The organism is Daejeonella sp. H1SJ63 (assembly GCF_029360775.1).
Lineage (GTDB): Bacteria > Bacteroidota > Bacteroidia > Sphingobacteriales > Sphingobacteriaceae > Daejeonella.
The window spans coordinates 232,211-256,925 of the sequence record NZ_JARKMZ010000007.1; the positions used below are offsets into that span (position 1 = coordinate 232,211).

Annotated in this window: 20 protein-coding genes; 4 read left to right on the top strand and 16 right to left on the bottom strand. The window is 40.5% G+C overall.

Going from position 1 to position 24,715, the window contains the following annotated elements; genetic code table 11:
* Positions 1–26 precede the first annotated feature (26 nt).
* From P2W72_RS03475 to P2W72_RS03530, 12 genes are all read right to left on the bottom strand, one after another.
* Positions 27–1,415, bottom strand: coding sequence for a lytic transglycosylase domain-containing protein (locus tag P2W72_RS03475; RefSeq protein ID WP_276359499.1), 1,389 nt, complete (start codon positions 1,413–1,415; stop codon positions 27–29).
* Between the two features lie 29 nt (positions 1,416–1,444).
* Positions 1,445–2,884, bottom strand: a complete 1,440-nt coding sequence (gene gatA, locus P2W72_RS03480; RefSeq protein WP_276359500.1) for an Asp-tRNA(Asn)/Glu-tRNA(Gln) amidotransferase subunit GatA — start codon at positions 2,882–2,884, stop codon at positions 1,445–1,447.
* Between the two features lie 193 nt (positions 2,885–3,077).
* Positions 3,078–3,272 (bottom strand): twin-arginine translocase TatA/TatE family subunit, encoded by a 195-nt coding sequence (gene tatA / locus P2W72_RS03485; protein ID WP_276359501.1) that lies wholly within the window; start codon positions 3,270–3,272, stop codon positions 3,078–3,080.
* Between the two features lie 6 nt (positions 3,273–3,278).
* Positions 3,279–3,740, bottom strand: coding sequence for a twin-arginine translocase TatA/TatE family subunit (gene tatA / locus P2W72_RS03490; protein WP_276359502.1), 462 nt, complete (start codon positions 3,738–3,740; stop codon positions 3,279–3,281).
* 53 nt (positions 3,741–3,793) lie between these two features.
* Complete coding sequence (locus tag P2W72_RS03495; protein WP_276359503.1) at positions 3,794–5,038, bottom strand: peptidoglycan DD-metalloendopeptidase family protein; 1,245 nt, start codon at positions 5,036–5,038, stop codon at positions 3,794–3,796.
* Positions 5,039–5,052: 14 nt separating this feature from the next.
* Positions 5,053–5,859: a DUF4292 domain-containing protein gene (locus tag P2W72_RS03500; RefSeq protein WP_276359504.1), complete on the bottom strand. Its 807-nt coding sequence runs from the start codon at positions 5,857–5,859 to the stop codon at positions 5,053–5,055.
* Positions 5,837–7,576 carry a tetratricopeptide repeat protein gene (locus P2W72_RS03505; RefSeq protein ID WP_276359505.1) on the bottom strand — a complete coding sequence of 580 codons (1,740 nt, stop codon included), beginning with the start codon at positions 7,574–7,576 and terminating at the stop codon, positions 5,837–5,839. The genes P2W72_RS03500 and P2W72_RS03505 overlap by 23 nt, the downstream gene beginning before the upstream one ends.
* Before the next feature lie 3 nt (positions 7,577–7,579).
* Positions 7,580–8,011, bottom strand: a complete 432-nt coding sequence (dut, locus tag P2W72_RS03510; protein WP_276359506.1) for a dUTP diphosphatase — start codon at positions 8,009–8,011, stop codon at positions 7,580–7,582.
* The gene (locus P2W72_RS03515; RefSeq protein WP_276359507.1) at positions 8,008–9,510 is read right to left on the bottom strand and encodes an oligosaccharide flippase family protein; all 1,503 of its coding nucleotides are present in this window, start codon (positions 9,508–9,510) and stop codon (positions 8,008–8,010) included. The genes dut and P2W72_RS03515 overlap by 4 nt, the downstream gene beginning before the upstream one ends.
* A 26-nt stretch (positions 9,511–9,536) precedes the next feature.
* Positions 9,537–9,809, bottom strand: a complete 273-nt coding sequence (locus tag P2W72_RS03520) for an acylphosphatase (protein WP_276359508.1) — start codon at positions 9,807–9,809, stop codon at positions 9,537–9,539.
* A gap of 7 nt (positions 9,810–9,816) precedes the next feature.
* The gene (locus tag P2W72_RS03525) at positions 9,817–10,764 is read right to left on the bottom strand and encodes a DUF561 domain-containing protein (protein WP_276359509.1); all 948 of its coding nucleotides are present in this window, start codon (positions 10,762–10,764) and stop codon (positions 9,817–9,819) included.
* An 8-nt stretch (positions 10,765–10,772) separates the two neighbouring features.
* Entirely contained in the window at positions 10,773–11,948 is a 1,176-nt protein-coding gene (locus P2W72_RS03530) for an amidohydrolase family protein (RefSeq protein ID WP_276359510.1), read from the bottom strand.
* 229 nt (positions 11,949–12,177) lie between these two features.
* Between P2W72_RS03530 and rlmN the strand changes: the two genes are divergently transcribed.
* Positions 12,178–13,221, top strand: coding sequence for a 23S rRNA (adenine(2503)-C(2))-methyltransferase RlmN (rlmN, locus tag P2W72_RS03535; RefSeq protein ID WP_276359511.1), 1,044 nt, complete (start codon positions 12,178–12,180; stop codon positions 13,219–13,221).
* A 299-nt stretch (positions 13,222–13,520) separates the two neighbouring features.
* Complete coding sequence (locus P2W72_RS03540; RefSeq protein WP_276359512.1) at positions 13,521–14,219, top strand: ComF family protein; 699 nt, start codon at positions 13,521–13,523, stop codon at positions 14,217–14,219.
* 190 nt (positions 14,220–14,409) lie between these two features.
* Here the strand turns inward: P2W72_RS03540 and P2W72_RS03545 are convergent, their stop codons facing one another.
* Genes P2W72_RS03545 through P2W72_RS03555 form a run of 3 tightly spaced genes read right to left on the bottom strand, consistent with a single transcriptional unit; the run spans position 14,410 to position 19,657 of the window.
* Entirely contained in the window at positions 14,410–17,544 is a 3,135-nt protein-coding gene (locus P2W72_RS03545) for a PAS domain S-box protein (RefSeq protein WP_276359513.1), read from the bottom strand.
* 22 nt (positions 17,545–17,566) lie between these two features.
* Positions 17,567–18,838 (bottom strand): serine hydroxymethyltransferase, encoded by a 1,272-nt coding sequence (glyA, locus tag P2W72_RS03550; protein WP_276359514.1) that lies wholly within the window; start codon positions 18,836–18,838, stop codon positions 17,567–17,569.
* Between the two features lie 57 nt (positions 18,839–18,895).
* The gene (locus P2W72_RS03555; RefSeq protein WP_276359515.1) at positions 18,896–19,657 is read right to left on the bottom strand and encodes a segregation/condensation protein A; all 762 of its coding nucleotides are present in this window, start codon (positions 19,655–19,657) and stop codon (positions 18,896–18,898) included.
* Between the two features lie 333 nt (positions 19,658–19,990).
* Here P2W72_RS03555 and dxs point away from each other — a divergent pair, with 333 nt between their 5' ends.
* Complete coding sequence (gene dxs / locus P2W72_RS03560; RefSeq protein WP_276359516.1) at positions 19,991–21,919, top strand: 1-deoxy-D-xylulose-5-phosphate synthase; 1,929 nt, start codon at positions 19,991–19,993, stop codon at positions 21,917–21,919.
* A gap of 5 nt (positions 21,920–21,924) precedes the next feature.
* Here the strand turns inward: dxs and P2W72_RS03565 are convergent, their stop codons facing one another.
* Entirely contained in the window at positions 21,925–22,809 is an 885-nt protein-coding gene (locus tag P2W72_RS03565; RefSeq protein WP_276359517.1) for a hypothetical protein, read from the bottom strand.
* Between the two features lie 291 nt (positions 22,810–23,100).
* On the opposite strand from P2W72_RS03565, the gene P2W72_RS03570 reads away from it, so the two are divergent.
* A complete protein-coding gene (locus P2W72_RS03570; RefSeq protein WP_276359518.1) occupies positions 23,101–24,483 on the top strand; it encodes an O-antigen ligase family protein in 1,383 nt (460 codons plus the stop codon).
* The last annotated feature ends 232 nt before the right edge of the window (positions 24,484–24,715 follow it).

The following is a 24,715-nucleotide window of genomic DNA, read 5'->3' on the forward strand; positions in this document are numbered from 1 at the left end:
GCCGGCGTGCTTGTTTCATTCAGAAATCAGCCTTTATTTATTTTCAGACGCATACCCGGTCTGATTGCTGATTTAACAAGCCCATTCAATACCCTGATCTCTTCAACTGTTGCCCCCTTAAATTTATCGGCTATTGCCGACAGGGTATCTCCTGCTTTAACAGTATAATAAATAATATTACTTTCCTTTACGGGACTTCCTTTTTTTGAGTCAGGACTGAGCGCCAAACTCTGCCCCGGACTAATATGACTTCCTTTTATATTATTCCAGGCTTTCAAATCTTCAGGTTCCAACTCATATTTTCTGGCAATTACACTGAGACTCTCGCCGGCTTTGACTTTATGAATAAGAGGCTTTGAAAATTTTGCAGACTCAGGTGCCGAAGTAGATTTATATTCAGGATTTACAGTTAATAGCGGAACCGGTGCAGCTGCTTCATCTGTATTATTAAAAAGATCATATAGTGAGGCATAGGCAGAATTGGTAACGGTTGGAATAACCAGCGAGGCCGGTGCACTTTCAGAACCGTTTATAATTTGCTTTTTATATGACGGATTTAGTATCAGCAGCTCTTTTAAATCCAGTCCGGCAGCTTCAGCAACACTATTGATTGATATCCTTTTATTAACCGGGATGATGTCGGTCAGAATATTAAAACCTGCCGGCTTCACAAAAATCTGATGATCCTTATGATATGACATTGCATATATGGTAGCAATAAAGGCTGGAACATAGTTTTGGGTTTGTACAGGCAGAAATGGCCTTACCCTCCAGAAATCTGCAATCCCCCCTGATTTTTGAATCGCTCTGGTCACGGCACCGGTTCCACAGTTATAGGCGGCTATTGTTAAAAGCCAGTCGCCGGTACGTTTATAGGCATCCATCAGATATTGCGCAGCAGCATGGCTGGCCTTTACCGGGTCTTTTCGTTCATCGGTATAGGTATCCATTTTCAATCCGTAACCTTTTGCCGTTTCCGACATAAACTGCCATGGCCCCACAGCGCCTGATCTGGAAACCGCCTGAGGATTTAAAGCGGACTCTACAACGGTAAGGAATTTCAGTTCTTCCGGAATACCCACCTCTTTCAATGCCTTTTCAAAGATGGGGAAATAGTACTCAGACAATCCCAGCATTCTGCCGATCTGCTCCTTACGGCTGATATAAGTATCTATATATTTCTGAACATGTTCATTGTAAGAAAGTGAGACATTTTTCTGCAGGGAATCAAGTCTTTTTTTAAAAAGAAGATTCTGATAAGATAGTATCGGATCAGCAATTTCAGGTGCAGCAGGAAGGGTATCTTGTATTCCCGGTTTAGTATTGGAAGGTAAAACAGAAGCAGGTGATGCAAAACACCAGATGACCGGGATTAATATGGCAAGAAAGATACAGATTATTGATTTTCTCATCATGGGCAAACACAATATACTGATTCTTAAATTTAAACAGGATCAAGCAACTTAATGAAATTTTGGGAGAACTTTAATAACTCCGCTTCTTCAAAACGTTTTCCAAGCAATTGCATCCCAACCGGCAAGCCGGCTTTAGTTCTGCCGGCAGGCACTGAAATGGCAGGAATTCCTGCTAATGATGCCTGTACTGTAAAGATATCAGCCAGATAATTTACTACCGGATCGTCGCTACCCTCGCCAATAGTAAAAGCAGGGGTTGGAGCAGTTGGCAGCAATATAAAATCGTATTGTTTCAGAATTTCGTTGGTTTTATCACGGATCATACGACGTACCCTCTGCGCTTTGGCATAGTAGGCATCATAATATCCGGCACTAAGCACAAAGGTACCCAGTACAATCCTTCGTTTCACCTCAGGCCCGAAACCTTCAGATCGTGATGTTTTATAGGTTGATTCCAGATCAATAGCCCTCTTGCTCCGATAACCGTAATGAACACCGTCATATCGTGCGAGGTTTGAAGATGCCTCGGCCATAGTCAGGATATAATAGGTTGGAACTACGTACTCCAGAAGGTCAAAAGATACAGGCTCAAGAGTATGTCCTGCTGATCTGAGTGCCTCTATACTCTTTTCAAATTCCTGCTTCACTTCAGGATCGAGCCCCTCTGAATGCAGGGCTTCAGACAGATAGGCAATTTTTTTCTTTGAATCAGGCTGTTCTGCAAGATTAATATGAGGCACAGCTTTTGAAGAAGCTGTGCTGTCATACTGATCAGAACCGGCAATAATCTCCAGCAGAATCGATGCATCCTCAACACAATTTGTTATCGGCCCAACCTGATCGAAAGAAGATGCGTATGAAATAATTCCATGTCTTGAAACTCTGCCATAAGTAGGTTTCAAGCCTACAACTCCGCAAAATGAAGCAGGCTGACGAACGGATCCACCGGTATCTGTACCCAAAGCAGCAAGGCAAAGTCCTGCCTGAACTGCTACTGCTGCACCACCGGATGAGCCTCCCGAAACTTTCGTCTTATCTGCATAATTCTTTACCGGTCCGTAAAAAGACGACTCGTTGGATGCACCCATTGCAAACTCATCACAGTTCAAACGTCCGATTATGATAGCATCCTCAGCAAGAAGACGTTCAACTACAGTTGCCGAAAAGGGAGAAATATAATTTTCCAATATTCTGGAACAGGCAGAAACATGATGGTCTTTATAACAAATGTTATCCTTTATGCCAATGACCATACCGGCCAGTCTGCCGGCAGTTCCTGAATTGATTTTCTGCTGAATGTGCAGCGCTTCGGCACGGGCCTCATCAGCAAAAACCTCCACAAAAGCATTAAGATCAGAATTCTGGTCTATACGCTCAAGATAGTGATCCACAATCTCACTTAACGTGATCTTTGGGTCATGCTTTGCTAATGCCGACTGAATTTTGGAAAGAGAAGATAGACCTTCCATGCCTAAAATAATGTATTATTAGTATTTAACAGTTTATGAAGACGGCAATTTTGTAAACAAGCATGCTTGTCTGCCGGCCAGAGTAGGCTCTCTATCGTCTCTAAAGATTCCCAAAAAGGCAAAATGATAAAATGACCCTGCCCTCTGCCAATAAAATTGGAAGCAGGCAGGATCATTCCCAATAGCTTTATTCTTATTTAGCGTCCTGATCTTTGGAAGGAGTTTCTCCTTCTCCGTTCTGGGCAGTTTTGAATTCCTTAATACCTTTGCCCAATCCGCGCATAAGTTCAGGAATTTTTTTACCTCCAAACATCAACAGAACAACCACTACGATTAAGATAATTTCAGTGGCTCCAAGTCCTGCAAATAATAAAATTGAATTTAACATGATAGTTTATTTAATGTGCGTATTTGTTTGCTCAACTCCCGACTCTTCAGAAGTGCTCGTATTTTCTGCAGCCGGATCTTCTGAATTAACTACAGATTCAGGCTGAGTATTCGTTTCGTTTTCCAGAGCTGTCTGATCCAGAGAGGCGTATCCATGCTCCAGAACAGTTTCATCAGGATTACTGTAACTATAATTATTTGTATCAGACGGAGATTCAGTATCCAGGTAACTTGTGGCAGACTCCATTTCTGCTTTTGCCTGATCAGCTACTTCATTCACAGCATTGATATTATTGTGAATTTCCCGTTTTATACCATCAGATGCATCTTTAAATTCCCTTAGTCCTTTACCCAATCCACGGGCAAGTTCAGGAAGTTTCTTACCACCAAAAAGAAGCAAGACTACAAGGAATATCAGGATCATCTCCGGCCCTCCGATATTCAGAAATAACAATTCAGAGTAAAACATAATATAAATTCAATATACAAATATAGGCAATTTAAATGCCTTTAGTTTAAAAATTAATTTGCCAGCCAGCCGGCAGGATTCATAGGAGCAGCACCCTTACGCACTTCGAAGTGCACCTCAGTTGTCCCATCGACCGGATCTGTGATCACAACCCCTATATTCTGCTTTAACGAAATTTTCTGCCCTCTTGATACAGAAACTGACTTTAAATTTGAATATACTGTGAAATACTCCCCGTGTCTGATCAGTACGGCATAGGATCCTGAGATATTCTGAACAGCTGCAACCTCGCCGCCGAAAACAGCTCTTACCGGAGATCCGGGTGCTGTTTTAATATCAACCCCATTGTTTTCAACAGTTACATTGCGCCCGATAGTATGGTTTCCAAAATCCTCAATAATCATTCCATTGCTTACCGGCCATGGTAAATTACCACGGCTTCCAAGAAAATCTGATGATAATTTTGCCGATTCAGGGGTAGCCGCAAGGATACTCGAACCGCTTGCAATATTACGCGAAGGAGAACCGTCTTTATTACCTGCTTTTGCTTCGGCCTCGGCTCTTTTTCTGGCCTCCTCTATTTCGCGGTTAATCGCATTCTGAATAGCCCTGTTGAGCCTTGCAGATTCTCTTTGCTTCTGAGTTAACTCCTGCTTAAGTTTCTTTTCCTGACTGGTAAGGCTGCTCAAAACCTTTGATTTACTATTTTTCTGAACAGCAAGGGTTTTACGTTCTTTCTGCTGATCAGTGAGCAGATTATTTTTCTCCTTCTTATTCTTATCAAGCTCGGTGATCTTATGATTCAGATCGGTCTGAGTTCCTTCAATATATCTGGCCTGTTTTTGCCTGTACTCGCTGAATTGCTGCAGGTATTTTAATCGTTTGTAGGCCTGATTAAAATTCTGGGAAGCAAAAATAAACATCAGCTTACTGTATGAACTCTGATTACGAAAAGCAAAGAGAACCATAGCAGCATACTCCTTTTTGAGTTTCACGAGCTGCGACTGAAGTGAGCGTACTGTATTTGTATTTTCAGAAATCTGATTATCAAGCAGTTTCACCTCAGAATTGATGATACTGATCTTGCGTTCACGAAGCCGGATCTGAGCATTCAATGCCCGGATCTCTTTCAGCGATAAACTTTTATTGCTTGCTGTTTGATTAAGACTGCGGTTCAGCGATTCAATTTCCCTGGTCAAAGCCTCCTTTTGCCTCCTGAGTTCAGAACTGCTCTGGGCGAAAGCTTCTGCTGCAAAGCAAAAAACAAACAAAAAGAAAATACTCTTTAAGGCATTCATTCAACCAAATGTATTTAATTTTTAATCAAAAACCGATCCGGAACCCTGAATGGAAGATCTATTGTACCATCGGCATCCACTTTTAAAAACTCGAGTTTCAGTGCCAGGGATTTCTTTTTTGTTTTTGTACTCATCTCCACAAAATGCGGAAAATCATGCTGATTTAAAGCGATAAAATTACCATAATTTACAATGAGTTCCTGCCCGGAAACAATATCACCCAACTTATTCAGGGTAACCTTATTCTGAAGATTAGCCTTCAGATCATAGACAAGAGAACCAATAATACTTTTCAGCAAAGTTTCATCACCTTCGGCACTCAGTTCGGTTGAGTCGCTGAGAAGGTCGGAAACTGTATTACCGATCAACACAGACTGCAATGTCTTAAAATTGATCCTGTCATTGGTGAATTCATAAATATAACTAAATGGCTTTTTGATATAAATATTATCCAGACGATTCAGAATCTTCACACTATCCGGAGTGATTAATGCCCTCGCAACTTCCACTCCGGCCATTGCCGTTACCGAAACCCAGATTACCTCATTATTTTTCATCCGGATATTCATATTCACCTCATTGCTTTTATTATCTATGCTCAGGTCAGCTTTAGCTTTAATGACAAGGGTACTGAAAACGGCGTCCTTATCCCTGATCTGATTAATTTTATTGAGCTTGCTGTTATCTGCTGCAATTGCCTGCACAACTACAAGTTCGGGTGCAGGCTCTGGTGTCAGCACCAGCTTTTTGGATTTACATGACAACAACACCGCAATGACGGTAAACAGGCAAAGCAGCTTATTCAAGGTATTTCTTTTCATTTATTTTTTTATCCAGTGTGTTTGATCCTGAACCCAGGCTCTTCGCTTTTTGCCATTGTTCAAGTGCTTTTTCTTTTTCTCCAAGAAAGAATAAAATATCTCCGTAATGTTCTGTCTGAGTTGCATTGGAGCCCGTACCATTCCCCAGCGCTTTTTCTATCCAGACTCTGGCCTCAGCGTATTTCTTCAATCTGAACAGTATCCAGGCATAAGTATCTTCTGAGGATGAATTACCGGGTTCAAGTTCTATTGAACGCTTTGACATGCTGGCCGCTTCCTCAAGGTTTTCTCCTCTTAACGATAAATAATATGCATAATTGTTGAGTACATAACTATTTCTGGGATCAATCTCCAATGCTTTGGCATAAGACTGGTCAGATTCTTTGTACTTTTTAAGCGCATTATATGAATCGCCCAACATGGAATATACCTGCATCAATATCTCTTTATCCTCGGTTTCCAGGTCCAGCGTATTCTTCAGATAGGAAACAGCCTTCTCATGCTGTCCGGTTTGAGCAAAACCAATTCCGGTATAGAGATATAATGCTGCCTGATTTGGGAAAATGCTCAATGCCGTTTGTCCGTCTTTAACAAGCTGCTGAAACTCATTAAGACTAAGCTCTATACGAAGCAGCTGCTCCCAGATCTGATAAACCTGATCATTGATTTTCAATGCTTTAATGTAGGCTTCCTTAGCCTCTGCAAATTTCCGCTCCTGAAACAATACATCTCCGTGAACGGCAAATGCCTTGGCTTCATCCGGATGAACCTTTACCATAATGGAGGTTAATTCATTGGCATTGGCCCTTGCTTTCATATCAGCAAACATTGGAAAAAAGGAAAGCACAATCCTCACCTTTTCATCAATACTCAGATTAGGATCATTAAAGGCCACCTTCAACTCAATAAATGTATTATCAAACTGTCTCAATGCTTTATACTGATCAGCCAGAGCCAGCCTTATCAGTGCATCAGCAGGAGCTATCTGCTTTGCCTTATTCAGTACTTCAATCGCTTTTTCTCTTTGACCCGCTTTGGTTAAAACTTCATTCAGAAAAATATAATTACGGATTTCCTGTGGATTAGCAGCAATCTGCCTGCGAAGTTCCTCTTCCAGTTTAACCGATTTGCCCTGCTGCATCATAATCCGTTGCCTGGCAGATGACAATTCTTCGGATGAACCAAATCGCTTCTCAACTTCATCGTAAGCAGCAATAGCATCATCTACCTTTTTAAGCAGCAGTAAGGCATTTGCCTTATCGTAAAAATAAGCTTCATTATCCGGAGCAATCTTTGTGAGTTCAGCAAGTACGGGCACCAGTTTATCAATCTTATTGCTTTTTTTGTAAATATCTGCCAGCAGCACCCAATACCACTCATTTTCAGGCTTTACCGTCACTGCGTTCCTGAGCAGATATTCAGCCTCCTCAAGCTGACTGCCGGCAAACTTTATACTTCCCAGTTCATACATCGCTGCATCATTGGCCGGGTCAGTTTCCAGAATTTTTGAAAAACTCGATGCAGCCTGAGGATAATTCATCACTAATTTTTCATGCAGACCGTCAAAGAACAGATCCTTCACCAGATTACTGTCCTTCTGACTCAGCATTCTACCGGTAACTATAACCACATCCTTCTTCTTCTCCTGCTTCTTGCGCTGGGCAAAAAGAACAGAAGTAAAAAGTACCAAAGAAAACAGGATTGCGGCCTTCTTCATGATTTAAACTCCGGTATGTCCGTACCCACCTGCACCACGAACGGTATCAGTCAAAATTTCAACCTGCTCCCAAACTACCTGCTCATGACAGGCAATAACCATCTGTGCTATGCGCTCTCCATTGTTCACAATAAACTCAGTATCTGAAAAATTGATCAGAAGAATCTTTATTTCTCCCCGATAATCAGCATCGATGGTGCCGGGAGTATTTAATATGCTGATGCCATGCTTATAGGCCAAACCGCTTCTGGGCCTGATCTGAGCCTCATACCCAACCGGAAGCTCAATAAAAAGACCTGTCGGGATCAGCCTCCGCTCCATAGGTTTTAAAAGCACAGCTTCTTCAATATTGGCACGAAGATCCATTCCTGCAGATGCTGCCGTTTCATAGGCCGGCAGGGCATGGGATGATTTATTTATAATTCTGATATTCATTTTGTTTCAAAAATTGCCTTAATCTCCTTCCTCTCAACATAAAGGATCATCAGGGTAAATATAATAAAGAGGGCATTGCCGATGAGCAGATTACGATCAAATACTACAAATGCTACAAAAACAATACAAACCGATGCAAGAATATAGGCAAGGTTCTTCTTCAGATTGTATGGGATAGGATAATGCTTCTGACCCCATAAGTAGGATAGTATCATCATGGATGTATAAGCCGAAAGAGAGATCCATGCCGAGGCAACATAACCATACTGAGGGATATAAATCACATTTAAAAGGATAGTCAGCAAAGCCCCGATACCTGAGATATAAAGTCCGAACCGGGTCTGATCCGAAAGCTTGTACCAGATCGACAAATTGATATAGATACCAAGACTTACATAACCAAATAACAGAACCGGCACAATCTTTAAGCCTGACCAGTAAAGAGCCTGCTCGGCCGTATTCTTTCCCTTAATAAAATACTTCAAAATCTCAATATTAGCCACCAGCAATACAAAGATCAGGCAAACGGCTATCACAAAAAAGTTCATGATACGGGCATAGGTTTCACCAGAATTAGTATTCTTTGAGTGACTGAAAAAGAAAGGTTCGGCACCCAGCCTGAAAGCATTGATAAAAAGACTCAGAAACACTGCGATCTTGCAGCATGCCGCATAGATACCTACTTCCTGCTCTGATACTCCCGGGGGCAACAACTGCCCAAGAAATACCTTGTCTATATTTTCATTGATGATAAATGAGATATTGGCGATCAGCACCGGCAAGCTGTAAACCAGCATCTCCCTGAACATCTTCCTGTCGTAAGACAAAGTTAGCTGCAGTAGTTCAGGAATCAGCAAAATCAAAGTCAGCATACTTGCAATCAGATTGGATAGAAATACATAACCAACCCAGCCCTCCCTGTACCATCCGGAAATAAATTCCACACCCGGCCAGCCAGATTTGATGGCTACAGGTAATACGAATATGAAAAGCAGATTCAATCCTATAAAAGTCAGAATATTAGCAAACTTTATGAGGCTGTAACGAATTGGTTTCCCATCTGCACGCACTTTGGCAAATGGAATTACTGCCAATGCATCTATAACCAGAATATAAATGAAATATTTGACATACCTGGAATAATCAGAATCGTCAGCTGCACCAGCCTGCATCCATGCGGCAATATCATCAACAAAAAGAACGGTAAAAAGCAGGAAAAGCAGAGAAATCAGGCAAACCGTAAAAAAAGTATTATTATATACCTTTTGTTTATCATTCTCATATTTACTCAGATATCTGAAATAGGTTGTTTCCATCCCGAAAGCCAGTATTGCATTGAACATAGATGCCCAGCTGTACATCACAGAAAATATTCCGTAAACTTTCGGAGGATAGAGCCCTACATAAACAGGGGTAAGAATGAAATTAAGAAATCTGGTGACTACAGTGCTTATCCCGTAAATCGCAGTCTGACCGGCAAATTTTTTAATTGCTGACAATGATAGAGTAGATTAACATGAATAAATTACCTCTTAACCACTTCAAAATTAGTATAGTTTTTCAATTCAGCCCCCATTGCAGTCACATTTTCAACCACAGAGCGGTCTGAGCCTTTCCGGCAAAATTCAAGAAACATATCCAGTGAAAAGTCATCTCCTTCTGCTTCAATAAAAACACTGCCATCAGGGCAATTCCTTGCTGTTCCCTTAATACCCAGCTGATCTGCTACTGCCTTACTCATCGCCCTGAAGAAAACTCCCTGCACTTTACCTGTAATTGTTATATCGAGATGTTTCATTACTTTTTCAAACACTTAAATTACTTATTCTTTCTTTTTCTGAGAGAAATTCCTGCCAGATATCCTGCAAAATTGCAGCCGCCGGTCTGATCTGATGGACCGCAGAAGCAATCTGCCCGATCTCCAGTTCACCCTCCTTCAAATCTCCCTCAAACATACCTTTTTTTGCACGGCCTCTGCCCAGTAGCTTCATAAGTTCTGAACGATTGGCTCCCTCAGCTTCTGCCTTCGCTACCTGCTGATAAAACTCATTTTTAAGCAATCTTACCGGAACAAGGGATTTTAAACTCAGCTTGGTATCGCCTTCTTCGGCATTGATTATAGCATTTTTAAAATTTATATGTGCCGATGATTCAAGCGAAGCTGCAAACAATGAGCCGATCTGTACCCCATCTGCACCCAGTGCAAATGCTGCCAGCATTGCTCTGCCACTGCCAATCCCTCCTGCTGCAATCACCGGAATTGAAACCGCATCACATATTTCCGGCAGCAGACAGAAAGTAGTGGTTTCTTCCCTCCCATTATGACCTCCGGCCTCAAACCCTTCGGCAACTATTGCATCCACACCACTTTGCTGAGCCTTTTCAGCAAATTTCTTATTGGCAATAACATGCGCTACTTTAATACCCCGTTCCTTGAGAAAGGGTGTCCACACAGCGGGATTACCTGCAGAAGTAAACACGATCTTTACTCCCTCTTCTGCAATGATATCCATGATGTTTTCTATCCCGGGATAGAGCAATGGTACATTAACCCCAAAAGGGTTTGCAGTGGCAAGTCTGCACTTCTGAATATGCTCCCGCAAAACTCCGGGATGCATGGATCCTGCACCGATCAAACCCAGTCCGCCGGCATTTGATACCGCCGAAGCCAGTTTCCAGCCACTGCACCAGACCATCCCTCCCTGTATAATCGGATATTCAATATTAAAAAGTTCTTTAATTGGATTCATCATCTAAAATTCTATACTAATCTGAACAACTCAGAATCGGGACTAATTTCTGTCCCTTTAACATTTCTGATCAGATTCAGGCCCGGTGTTTTACCTTTTTCGATACTTCCGAAACGATCCTCAACCCCCAAAAAACAGGCTCCGTTCAGCGTAGCCCATTGAAGCAGGGTACCAAATGCCAGTTCAGGGAAATGTGCCTTTATCGTTTGAATTTCTGAAAATATACAGAGTTTTTCATTTGAAGCCAGACTATCTGTTCCGATGGTCATTTTAAGTCCGGAATGCTGAAATAAATTGATATCCGGCAATCGGCCCTCTATATAAAGATTTGCATTAGGGCAGAAGCACCAGTAAATCTCCCTTCCGGATGAAATGGCAAAATGAATATCATCTGCATCAGTAAAAGTATTATGAACCAGCATGATCTTTTGTTTATCTGGCAATAGGGACAGAACTGACTGCAAAGAAGTTTTGATCTGAGGTTCAAAAAAACTGATATCCTGATTCAGAAATCTGTAAAAATCAATAAATTCACCCTCCTTACTCATGAAAAATTCATTTTCCTGAGCGCATTCCTGATTATGCATGGTAATCAGGTTATCCTGATTATCAGAGTATTGTTTAAGAATGAGAAATAACTCTTTTGAAACCGAATAAGGAGCATGCGGAACAATTGAGGATGGCAGCGGAGCAAGCTCATTTTTCAGATCCAAGGCCCTCTGAAAAGCTGCTTCTGCCCTTTGGGGATCAAATCCAAGCAATTCAGCAAAAGTATGGTAATAGATTTTGCTTCTGCTCTTAACCGGCTTTGACAGGTTTGTGTTCGAGATATCTCCTACAGCTACTATTCCATTGTCAAACATCACCTGGTCAAACTCTTCCATAGCCTTCAAAACCTGATCCTGATCTGCAGCACGCTGCGTAATCACTGAACGAATAAAGGAAGGTAATCCAAGGCCTTTGGGCAGCTGAGCCTTCATGTGAGAAAGTTCCAGATGACAATGTGCATTCACAAAACCCGGAACAATAAGCCCTGCAAATTTTTCCGTTTTATCAGAAAGTCCGGAAGACTCTTCAGCATCAAGCAGATCAATGATGGTACCACTTTCATCTATTACCACCACCCCATCCTTAATCGGATCGGCACTCACTGGCAAAATATAATCGGCACTGAGGTATCTGAGCATAAAACAAAAGTATGAGATATAAGTCAGTATTGCGTAATGAGGCTGACAAAGCTGAATTCATAACAGCAGCCTTAATTCAGCGAACTGACAACTGGTAGCAGATGCATACCTTTCAAATCAGCAAAATTTGCCTGAATACTAACCAACTAATCACTAACCAACTATATCAACAGATAACACTCAGCTGACCCCGGATTCGAAAACTAAATTTTCGTATTTTTGCAGAATAATGCAGCAGGTACAGAAAAAAGACATCCGGAGTTTATCGCCGGAGCAGTTGAAGCAGGAATTCATCGCAATGGGAGAGCCGGCATTCAGGGCCAAACAGGTTTATGAATGGCTTTGGGTTAAGTCCTGTACTGATTTTGATGAAATGAGCAATCTCTCTAAGCCATTGAGAGAGAAACTTAAGGAACAATTTACAATTAATTATGTAGTAGTCAATCAATCGCAGTTCAGTTCAGACAAGACCATTAAGAGTACTTTCAGACTGTACGACGGCAATATTATTGAAGGAGTTCTGATCCCGGCAACCGACCGCATGACCGCATGTGTGAGTTCGCAGGTTGGATGCAGTCTAACCTGTAAATTCTGTGCTACAGGCTATATGGAAAGAAAACGCAATCTGAATGCTGATGAAATTTATGACCAGGTAGTTCTGATTGATAAACAGGCCAAAGACAATTACAATGCTCCTCTGACGAATATTGTATACATGGGTATGGGTGAGCCTTTATTGAACTATGCCAATGTATTAAAATCCATTGAGCGCATTACAGCTCCAGACGGGCTCAATATGGCTGCCAAACGGATCACTGTTTCGACGGCCGGAATCGCTAAAATGATCAAAAAACTTGGCGATGATGCAGTACGGTTCAATCTGGCACTTTCGCTGCATGCAGCAAATGATGAGAAGCGCAATACAATTATGCCGATTAATGAGCAAAATTCGCTGAAGGCATTAGCTGAAGCTCTGAAATACTTCTACTCCAAAACCAAGAATCCGGTAACCTATGAGTATATCGTCTTCAATGATTTCAATGATAATATTGACGATGCTGAAGAACTCGTCAGATTTTGCCGTCATATTCCATGCAAAGTAAACATCATAGAATATAACCCTATTTCCTTTGCAGATTTTGAAAATGCCGGAGTGGATAAGATCGAAGCCTTTGCTGCACACCTCAGAAAGAACGGTATCAATACCAATATCAGAAGAAGCAGAGGCAAAGATATTGATGCCGCATGCGGACAACTGGCGGTAAAAAGCTGATTCAATGAGCAAGCCGATAGCCTTTGGCATCAAATAAAAGAAAACTTGTAAGTATTGGCGGTTTGATTATACGCTTGGATCAGGAGTTCAGTTGCTGATCAGTTGAATTTGTCAATGTGATGATTTGTCTATTTGTCCATGAAAGAGAATGAGCAAATTGGCAATCAGACTCAGACATCAAAATAAACTACTCATATCAATTCAGCAGTCATAAATCTTACTAACTACTAACTTACCGTTTACTAAGCTATTTCATACACAGCCCGCCTTCTGATATCTAAATCTCTTAGATTGATCTCATGAAAGAGATCCTCAGGTATTTCAATGATCTTTTTGCTTTGTTCTTTCCTGAATTATGTGCGGCATGCGGGCGCAATCTTTTCAATAGTGAAAGAATGATCTGCACTCACTGCATCTATCACCTACCGCATACAGATTTTCACAACGACCCCCAAAACCGAATGGCGAAGCAGCTTTGGGGCAGAATCCCTTTTATTCAGGCCTGTGCATTCCTATATTTCAGGAAGGGCAACAAAGTCCAGAACCTGATGCATCAGCTCAAATACAATAAAAAAACCGAAGCCGGTAAGCGCGCAGGTGAGCTTTATGGCTATGAACTGAAACAATCAGACAAGTTTATTTATCCGGAACTGATCATTCCGGTACCTCTGCACCCTTCAAGATTAAAAAAAAGAGGTTATAACCAAAGTGAATGTATTGCTGCCGGAATCTCTTCGGTTTTGGGGATCCCCGTTTGCAGCGATAATTTAAGCCGGATAGAAAATACGCGAACACAAACCCGCAAATCACGATTCGCCAGATATGAAAATCTGAAAAATGCCTTCCTGCTTAAAAATCCAAACCTGCTGATTAACAAACATATCTTACTAATTGATGATGTTATGACCACCGGATCAACATTGGAAGCATGCAGCCTGAAATTACTGGAAATTGAAGGTTTAAAAATAAGCGTCTGCACTATTGCCTATGCAGAATAATATCATAACATTCTCAGGCCGGTTTTAAGAAAACCTAATCTCAAAATTCTGCTCTGCAGGATAAATGAAACCCCAATTAATTTAAAAAAATAAAAATGAAACCTTTAATCCCTGCTCACGTAAAAATGTCTGAGAGCGTTAATTTAAGATGAAAAAGCTGACTGCCTGTGGCGTCAGCTTTTTCTATTTTTTAAGATTTACCGGCTGAAAGAAATAACCTGATCTTACTGTATAGCTCATTTGGAACAAAAGGTTTAATCACATAATCATTCATCCCGCATTCGGTAATCGTTTCAAGTTCGTGAGAAAACAAAGATGCTGTTAAAGCAATAATCGGAACCCTTGCATGATGTCCGCCAAGCTGCCGGATAGCCCTGGATGATTCCATTCCATCCATAACAGGCATATGCAAATCCATCAAAATCAGATCATAATGCTCCTGCTGCACCTTATCCAATGCAATTTGTCCGTTTTCAGCAAAAGAAACTTTTACTCCCCACTTGGAAAGCACCTTATTGGCCAGCAGGCGGTTAATTTCATTATCATCAACTACTAAAATAGACCCGGACAATTCGTGTACCGGAGTTTGGCTTTCCATTGGCATGACAGAATGATTTGAACGGTTAAATTCAATAGTAAAACTAAACACTGATCCTTTTCCCAACTCGCTCTCCAAATGTATGTCAGAATTATGTAATTCTAAAAGGCTTTTTGTTATGGCAAGTCCAAGGCCGGTTCCTCCATATTTTCTGGTCGTATCTGAACTTGCCTGCGTATAGGATTTAAATATATAATCCATTTTATCACGGGCAATTCCAATACCCGTATCTGAAATCTCAAATCGTACCCTGACCGAGTTTTTATTCTCTTCAATCAAATCGAGTTTTAACTTAACCTCGCCTTTCTCTGTAAATTTCACAGAGTTCCCTAAAAGATTAATCAGTATCTGGTACAACCGGGTATTATCACCAATTACAAATTCAGGAATACGGTGATCTATTTCCGACTTCAATGCCACTGCTTTCTCTTCTGTTTTAAACTGAAGGGAATTCAGGGTATGAGTAACCAATTCCTTCAGGTTAACATTGACACTTTCCAGGATCATATTACCTGTTTCTATTTTGGTATAATCAAGAATATCATTAATCAGTGCCAGCAGGTTTTGAGCAGAAAAACTCAGAATCTTAAGGTTCTCAATCTGCGACTCAGTAGGATTATCATCCATCAAAATATGAGACATCCCGATCACAGCATTAAGAGGTGTTCTGATCTCATGGCTCATCACAGATAGAAAGGTTTCCTTGGCCTTGCTTAAATTCAATGCCTCTTCCCTGGTTTTAATCAGTTCCTGCTCAGCCAGTTTCCTTTCAGAAATATCATTTATAATCTCAACCTGCTGATCCAGACTTCCGTCCTTGTTAAATGTGGGTGTATTAGAAATAGATAACCATATTGGAGTACCGTCCTTTTTATAACTCAGGAGTTCGATATTTGAAGGTTTACAATCTGCAGCTTGCTGCCTTGCTTTCTTCAGTAATTCCATGTCCGTACCTGCACCTGCCAGTAAATCTCCGGGGCGGGTATGCTGAAACTCCTCAAGCGTATAGCCTGTTAAATCCTTCAGCGACTGGTTTATCCATTTGATCTTACCATCACCTCCGCTTATAGCTACCCCATTTATGGTCTTGCTGGCTACCAGGGAAAGTAAAGTAAGCTGCTCTTCGGCATATTTACGCTCGGTAATATCATTAACGATCTCCACCTGACGTTCAACTTCTCCCTTATCATTAAGAATGGGGGTAGTAGTAGTATTAATCCAAATCGTGGATCCATCTTTCCTGTAGATCAGCAGATCAACACTATATGGCTTTTTCTCTTTTATTGCCCTTTCTGCAATTTCAAGTGAATACGCTGATGTTTGTTTACCAATAACATTTTCCCCAAGTCGTTTCCCCTCTATCTCACTGAATTTATAGCCTAGCATATTTTCGAGTGCTGTATTGACCCAGGTAACCCTTCCCTTTCCATCCCTGATTACTATACCACTTGACGATTTACTGGCGACCATAGATAAAATTTCCAGTTCCATTTCCGCCTTTTTTCTGGATGTAATATCAATGATTACCTCAACTTCCTTATCGATATTCCCAGCTTCATCCAGCACAACAGAATTCATTACGGATAACCACATCGGATCGCCATCTTTTTTATATGCAAGCAGATCTACCGTAAAAGGTTTTTTATTCCTGGTTAGCTCACGTGCTTTATGGATCACATTCAGGTCGGTGTCTTTACCCCTGATTACATCCCCAAGCTTGTGTCCTTTAAAATCTGCAAGACTATAACCGGTAATAGTTTCTGTTGCCGAATTAATCCAGATAATACTACTCTTATTGTCACTTATAACAACCCCATTGTTTACTTTATTTGCAACAAGCGACAATTGTTCAAGTTCAGCAAGCATTTCTTTCTGACCGGTGATATCACGGCCATTGGCAAACCATTTATCATTCTTTACCGAAACAGACCAGCTCATCCACCTGGTTCCACCATTTTTCAGCTTAAGCCTTCCTTCAATTTCGAAGCTCTTTTTACCACTTTCAAGCCCGTTTTTAATCAGGGAAGCAATAGATTTCATATCCGCTTCATAGAAGAGGCTCCAGATAGTTCTGCCGATTACCTCATCAACTGAATACCCCAGCATACGCTCCACAATCTTGTTCATCAACAAAATTTCCCCTTCCTGATCAAGAATACAATGAAGTTCGGCTGAGCTGTTGAACATCATATTGATATCTTCATACTTATGAACGATATTCTTCAGGCCAATATTTTTTCGTCTTGTTTCGATTTGAAACACTATCCCTTCGGCAAGAATCTGAAGGGATTCTATTTGCTTATCGTCCAGCTCACCAGGAATTACATCGGTAACACTCAAAGCCCCCAAAACCTGTCCTTCATCACTAATCAATGGGCATCCTGCATAAAACCGGATTTTCGACTTTGATTTTACACAGGCTAATTCAGATACACGGGGATCAAGGAGGGTATCTTTTATTACAAGGGCACCATTACCCTGCAAAGTTAAATGACAAAAGGTGTCAGAAAGAGGAGATAATCCCCCACTGACACCTTTATTTGATTTAATGAAGTGATGACCTGTATCTACAAAATTAATTTGGGCAACAGGCTTATTACATATATTGGATGCCAGTTTTGTGATTAAATCGTACTCTTTCCGGGATAGAAAATCAAGGATATCGAACTCATTAAGAGGGATCATCCAATAAGATTCATCATCGCCGGTCACATTACTATCTGGCATTAATGCTAAAATCTAGAATTTATCAAGCATATAATGGATGTTTACCCATCATTTCATTCACTTTCTTACGAACCTTTTTAGCATTGCCTGCATTACCCGGATTAGTGATTACCTCATCGATAAGCTCCACAATCTTTTCCATGTGTTTCTCTTTCAATCCTCTGGTACTTACAGCAGCCGTACCAACACGGATTCCTGAAGTTACAAATGGTGATTTATCATCAAATGGAACCATGTTTTTGTTCACGGTGATCGCAGCTTCTCCTAATGCGTTCTCTGCATCTCTGCCGGTAATATTTTTATTGCGCAGGTCGATCAGCATCATATGATTATCTGTACCGCCTGAAATAAGCTGATAGCCACGATTTACAAGAGCTGCTGCCATTGCTTCTGCATTTTTCTTTACCTGTATGATGTATTTCATATACCCTTCGCTCAATGCTTCGCCAAATGCAATTGCTTTTGCTGCTATGATATGCTCCAGCGGCCCACCCTGAGTACCCGGGAATACAGCCATATCCAATACAGACGACATCATTCTCAATTCTCCTTTAGGCGTTTTCTGTCCCATTGGGTTCTCAAAATCCTGCCCCATCATGATCATACCTCCTCTTGGACCCCTCAAAGTTTTATGTGTTGTTGTAGTTACAACATGGCAATGCGGCAGCGGATCATTCAATAATCCACGGGCTATTAAACCAGATGGATGAGAAATATCGGCCATTACCAAAGCACCGATCTCATCTGCTACTGATCTGATAAACTTATAGTCCCAATCTCTTGAATAAGCAGAAGCACCGCAGATAATCACTTTTGGTTTTTCCTTTAATGCTACTTTTTCAAGTGCTTTATAGTCGATTAAACCGGTTTCACGCTCAACCCCGTAAAAATGAGGTTTATATAATTTCCCTGAAAAGTTTACAGGGGAACCATGAGTCAGGTGCCCTCCATGAGAAAGGTCAAACCCTAAAATTTTATCTCCTGGATTCAGGAGTGCTAAAAGTACAGCGGCATTGGCCTGTGCACCTGAATGGGGCTGCACATTTGCCCAGGCTGCATTAAACAATTGTTTTGCACGCTCAATCGCAATGTTTTCAACTTCATCAACCACCTCACATCCACCATAATATCTTTTTCCGGGCAAACCCTCAGCATATTTATTGGTCAATACTGAGCCTGCAGCTTCCATAACCTGCTTGCTAACGAAATTCTCTGATGCTATTAACTCAAGTCCGGTTTCCTGGCGCTCCAGTTCCTCATCAATCAGGCTGAAAATTAGTTTATCTCTCTTCATGGATACAAAAAGTGTGTTGTTGAATATAATATTAAAAAATTGCTGTAAAAATACAAATTAAGATTTGATTGAACCCATTTTAGATTCAATCCAGAAATTATTAAAGCCCATTCCGGTCTGAATAGAGATCAGATCCTGCTGAAGCATCTCAAGCATTGCCAGAAAATTATACACAAAATGAACTTTATTGTCTGAATTTTTCAATAAATCTTTGAAATCAAGTCTTTTATTGATTGACAGCAGCCTGTCGATTACCTCTTTCTGTGCTTCAATATTGTATGGATACTGCACTACTACATGTTCCTGTCTATTATCACGCTGAAGGCCCCGCTGAAGGATTCGGTGATAGGTAAGCATGAGTTTGTACAAATTAAATGATTCCAGCTCTTCTCCCGGTCCGGCGACAAGTGCAAGCTGCTGCAGGTCATACGAAATATTACCCCGTTTCTCTCTTTTAAACCGTTCTTCCTCCAGTAGTCTGAAATGCTCAGCAAGCTGTTTAAACTTTTTGTACTCAATCAGTTTCCGGATCAGATCTCTTTTTAAGTCAATTTCATTCCCTTCTTCGTCAAGATCCGGACGAGGAAGCAGCATTTTGGCCTTAATCCGCATCAGGGTGGCTGCAACAAAAATAAATTCGCTTGCAAGCTCAATATTAAGGGCATTCATCTTATGGATATAGCCCAGAAAATCATCTGTAATCCTGGCTATCGGAACATCCTGAATATCCAACTCATCCCGCTCAATAAAGAACAGCAGCAAATCAAACGGTCCCTCAAACTGAGGAAGATGTATTTCGAAATTGATATCGGAATTCATAGCTGAGCTTCGAAAATACGAATAATCAATTACGAATGGCGAATGATCAATTACGAACTGAAATTCTTTGAAGGATTATTTCAGATAACAGATAACAGACAACTGGTAACTGGATATTACTACGCGTAAATTCCAATTCAGCAGCCTTTAATCTAAATACTAACTACTAAATACTAACTACTATTGTCAGCTAATCGTAATTCATTTAACATTTTACCCTCATAACTCTTTGATAGCGCAAGTAATTAAAAGCAAGCATTATCTTTGCCGCTTATTAAGGCAAATTGTGTATTAAATATTTATTTTTGCTTAAACTAAAATTATAAACCCTCAATGGAAGTTAAGGCGGGCGAATTTCTTGAACAGATCAATTTCCCTTCAGATTTAAAGAAATTTAAAGAAGAAGACCTTGAACGTATCTGTTCTGAACTCAGACAATTTATTGTCGATACAGTTTCTGTAAATGGCGGACACTTCGGATCAAGCCTTGGGGTTGTTGAATTAACAGTTGCATTGCACTATGTTCTGAATACACCTTATGATCGTTTGGTCTGGGATGTAGGCCATCAGGCATACGGGCATAAAATCCTTACCGGAAGGAGGGCATCTTTTCACACTAACCGGATATACAAAGGAATCAGCGGGTTCCCAAAAAGATCTGAAAGTGAATACGATACCTTTGGTGTGGGGCATTCTTCCACCTCAATTTCTGCTGCCTTAGGTATGGCTGTTGCTTCTACCTATAAAGGCGAGACCGACAGGCAACATGTTGCCGTAATCGGAGATGGTGCCATGACCGGAGGTTTAGCTTTTGAAGCATTAAATCATGCGGGCATAGAGAATTCCAACATTCTGGTTATCCTTAATGATAACTGTATGTCTATTGACCCAAATGTTGGTGCATTAAAAGAATATCTCACTGACATTACCACTTCAAAATCATACAATCGTTTCAGGGATGATATTTCTCATGTGCTGTCTAAAATATCAGAACTTGGCCCTAACGCCCATGAAACCGTAAAGAAGATCGAGAAAACCATTAAAGGCGGTCTGTTAAAAAGAAGCAATTTCTTTGAAGCACTTAAATTCAGATATTTCGGCCCGATTGACGGACATGATGTTAAACATCTGGCAAAGGTTCTGAATGATCTTAAAAATATCCCCGGTCCCAAATTATTACACTGCGTTACCGTAAAGGGTAAAGGCTACGCTTTGGCCGAAAAAGATCAGACCAAATGGCATTCACCGGGCCTGTTTGATAAAATCACCGGCGAAATTCAAAAAACAGTCAGCGATAAGCCTGCTGCACCAAAGTATCAGGATGTTTTCGGACATACCCTGGTTGAACTGGCTGAAAAGAATACTAAAATTCTGGGAATAACTCCCGCCATGCCTTCAGGTTCATCCCTAAATATCATGATGAAAGCTATGCCCGATCGCGCATTTGATGTGGGTATAGCCGAACAGCATGCAGTTACCTTCTCAGCCGGTCTGGCCAGTCAGGGAATGGTACCATTTTGCAATATCTATTCTACCTTCATGCAGAGAGCTTACGATCAGGTGATTCATGACGTGGCTATACAGAAATTAAATGTGGTCTTCTGTCTCGACCGGGCAGGATTTGCAGGTTCGGATGGCCCGACACATCATGGAGCATACGATCTGGCATACCTGCGCTGTATTCCGAATATGATTGTTTCTGCTCCGATGAATGAAGAGGAATTAAGAAACCTCATGTTCACTGCCCAGCAGGAAAATATGGGGCCTTTCAGTATCCGGTATCCAAGAGGAAACGGGGTAATGCCCGAGTGGAGACGCCCCCTCAAAGCACTTGAAGTCGGGAAAGGCAGAACGATTTGTGAAGGTGAAGATGTGGCTATTTTGAGTATCGGACATATCGGTAATGAAGCCGTTAAAGCCTGCCTTGAATTGAATTCAGAGGGTATTCATCCTGCCCATTATGATATGCGCTTTGTGAAGCCCATCGATGAGGAGCTCCTTCACATGGTTTTCAAAAAGTTCAATCATGTGATTACGATTGAAGACGGATGTCTGCAGGGAGGTATGGGTAGTGCAGTTCTTGAATTTATGGCAGATCATGGATACAGTTCCAATGTCATTCGTCTGGGTATTCCCGACAGAATTGTGGAACATGGCGAGCAGCCTGAATTATGGGCTGAATGTGGTTATGATGCGCAAGGGATTATTAAAAAAATCAAAGAATTTACGCTCGGCCGAACCACTAAAGTCCTGGCTTCCTGATAGAATCATTTTTTCATTTTAAGAATAACAGGATATAAAAAATTAAATATTTTCGCTGGTAATATCAGCTTTAATATCAGCGTCCAGTTATGTTTTTCATAAACAACCTGAAAATCTCTGGCGATATAGTTATTGAATCCCTTCTTAATAATTTCCTGATTGAAAGGAATGTGTTCACAAACAGCTTCCTGCTGACTTAAAGGGTTTAAAACAGTTTTGTAACGCAGATCCTTGATTGCATGATAATTGTAAACACCAACACCGCCAAAAGCAGAAATAACTCCATACAGCGGTGATTTTTTAATATTCTTATTTATTGATTTAAATGTCTTATTCAAAGACTCAGTTGAATAGCTGAATTCATTCAATAAGGGATATTCCCACACAGCAAATGTGTCATAATAAATTTCTGATGAACCAAAAGGTGTTTGCATGACACTCATACCATTTGAAAAAATAGCTCCGGTATGCTCATCAAATGAATTTATTACATGAATTAATCCTGTTAAAGAGATTTTTATTACGTCAATATCTATAATAATAACCAGGTCAATCGGGTGTTTAACTTCCCTAATATAATCCAGGTAAAGATTTCTGTAAAAAACCATTTTCTCAATCCGCTGATAGCTGGTCATTGGATTTTTTATCAAATCACTTTTATCAGGAATCGTTTTAGTTCCATAATCCTTAGATATTATGGTAACATTGTTATAATTTATCTTCCAGTCATTTAATAAATTCTTGGTTTCATCAATACTGTCATTTTCTACTACTACTACCTGAGACCATGAGAATTGGGTTCTGAGTTTCTCAATCAAAGGAATATTAATCCTTAAAGAATCTTCACAATTTCTTGCAAGTGCAGCAATTATTATGTTTTTATTAATCATTATGTCAACAAAAATAGGTGATTATTCTATCAAGTCGCCTGGTTAAAATAAATGTTTATGTCTTGTATCCTCCTCCTGCCAATGCGCAAATCAAACGCGCCCCCCTCAGGAGGGGGACAAGTAAAACGCATAAAATTCTATTTGAAAAGCATCATATAGCCGAGATCTGAAAACTCCAACCCGGCGCATTCAAATAAAAGCATCATATAATTTACTGCTGAATGAATAATTCCTATATTTTTACGAAATTTTCATTCAGATCTCGTCTGTTCACAATAATTTAAGGTAAGAATGTTCATATTCCCTCTCATTTATTTCTCTGCCTTTTTTATTGCGATTAAGAACCTGATAAGGAAAAACACACAGGGCGTTCTGATATTTCTGATCATTGGACTTCCTATTTATACTACAAGTCTTTCCATAGCTCTTCAATCCGGATTTTCGAGTCTGGTGCCTTTTATGCAACCACTTAAGGAATTATTAATTTTAATCAGCCTTGGGATTGGTATATGGGAACTGAACAGTCGCATCAGATTTCAATCCATAGATTATGTAGTTCTTGCCTATTTTTTCTATACCCTGCTTTATGTTTTTTTACCGATTGGTCAATATGGTTTGAGTGCCAAACTTATTGCATTCAAAAGTTATAGTTTCTTCCCATTCATTTATTTTGCCGGCCGAATTATTGACCCTGCCCGTTTGTATGTCAGCAAGTATTTTCATTATATACTTGCAGTTTTTATTGCAGCTGCCGGAATACTGCTATTTGAAATTTTCATCGACCAGCATTTTCAAACGCTAACAGGATATGCTGATTTTAACTTCTATTATTTCAACCAGGAAGCAACAGGAAATTACGGTCTGTCATGGACCTTTGAAACCTCAACAGGCCTCAGGCGATTTGCCAGTTTTTTTGCGAACCCTCTTGAATTTGCAGCCTCTACTCTTTTAGCCCTTGCAATACTTGCTGGTCTGTATACAACCGATAACAACAGAGTTAAAGTAGATACCCTGGGCATCATCGCTATCATTGCGACACAGTTTGCCATTTTTTTCGCATTGTCCAGATCATCGCTTGCCAGTTATTTCATCATGATATTTATTTATGCGCTGATCACAAAGAAAAAACAGATACTCAATATTATATATGCCGGCTTTGCAGCTGTGGCAATTTATTTTATATTTTTTATGCTCGTGATAAATCCTGATTTATACGAGTTTATATATGAAACCATCACATTTACAAACCCCTCGAGTGTAGGACATGTGCTTGCCTGGATTGAAGGAATTGAGGCGATTGCCGCCAATCCTTTTGGATTAGGTCTAGGTGAATCGGGCAGAGTTGCATCCAGTTTAAGCGATACGGTGGGTGGAGAGAATCAATATATCGTCATTGGCGTACAAACCGGAATAATTACCTTGCTGCTTTACCTCTGGATGCATATCTATTTCATTAAAACATGCTGGAAATGGTTCCCTTATCTGCAGGGGAAAGAAAGACAAGTATGTTTAAGTTTGTTATTAATGAAGATTGGTTTTATTATTCCGCTTTTAACTTCAGAACTTGAATCGTCAGTTTACATCTCTTATTTAAGCTGGTTTCTGTCCGGTATTTTTGTACGGATGATAGCGGGTCATAGCCCTGAGGATGCTAAATTTTCTGATATAAACTGATAGCACAGAGTCCGAATTTATCGTTATCAGGTTAAATACAAATGATTTAATCGTATTGTAAATTTTTCGCTCATGCCGCCGGCCCAGGTCCTTTCCCTGCCAAATCCAGGAAGGCCGATCTCTGGAAGTTGACCCAAAAGGGTTAAAATAAATGTTTATTTATTGTATCCTCCCCCTTCCCGTGCACAAACCATACGCACCCCCCTCGGGAGGGGGGACAGGCATGATGCAT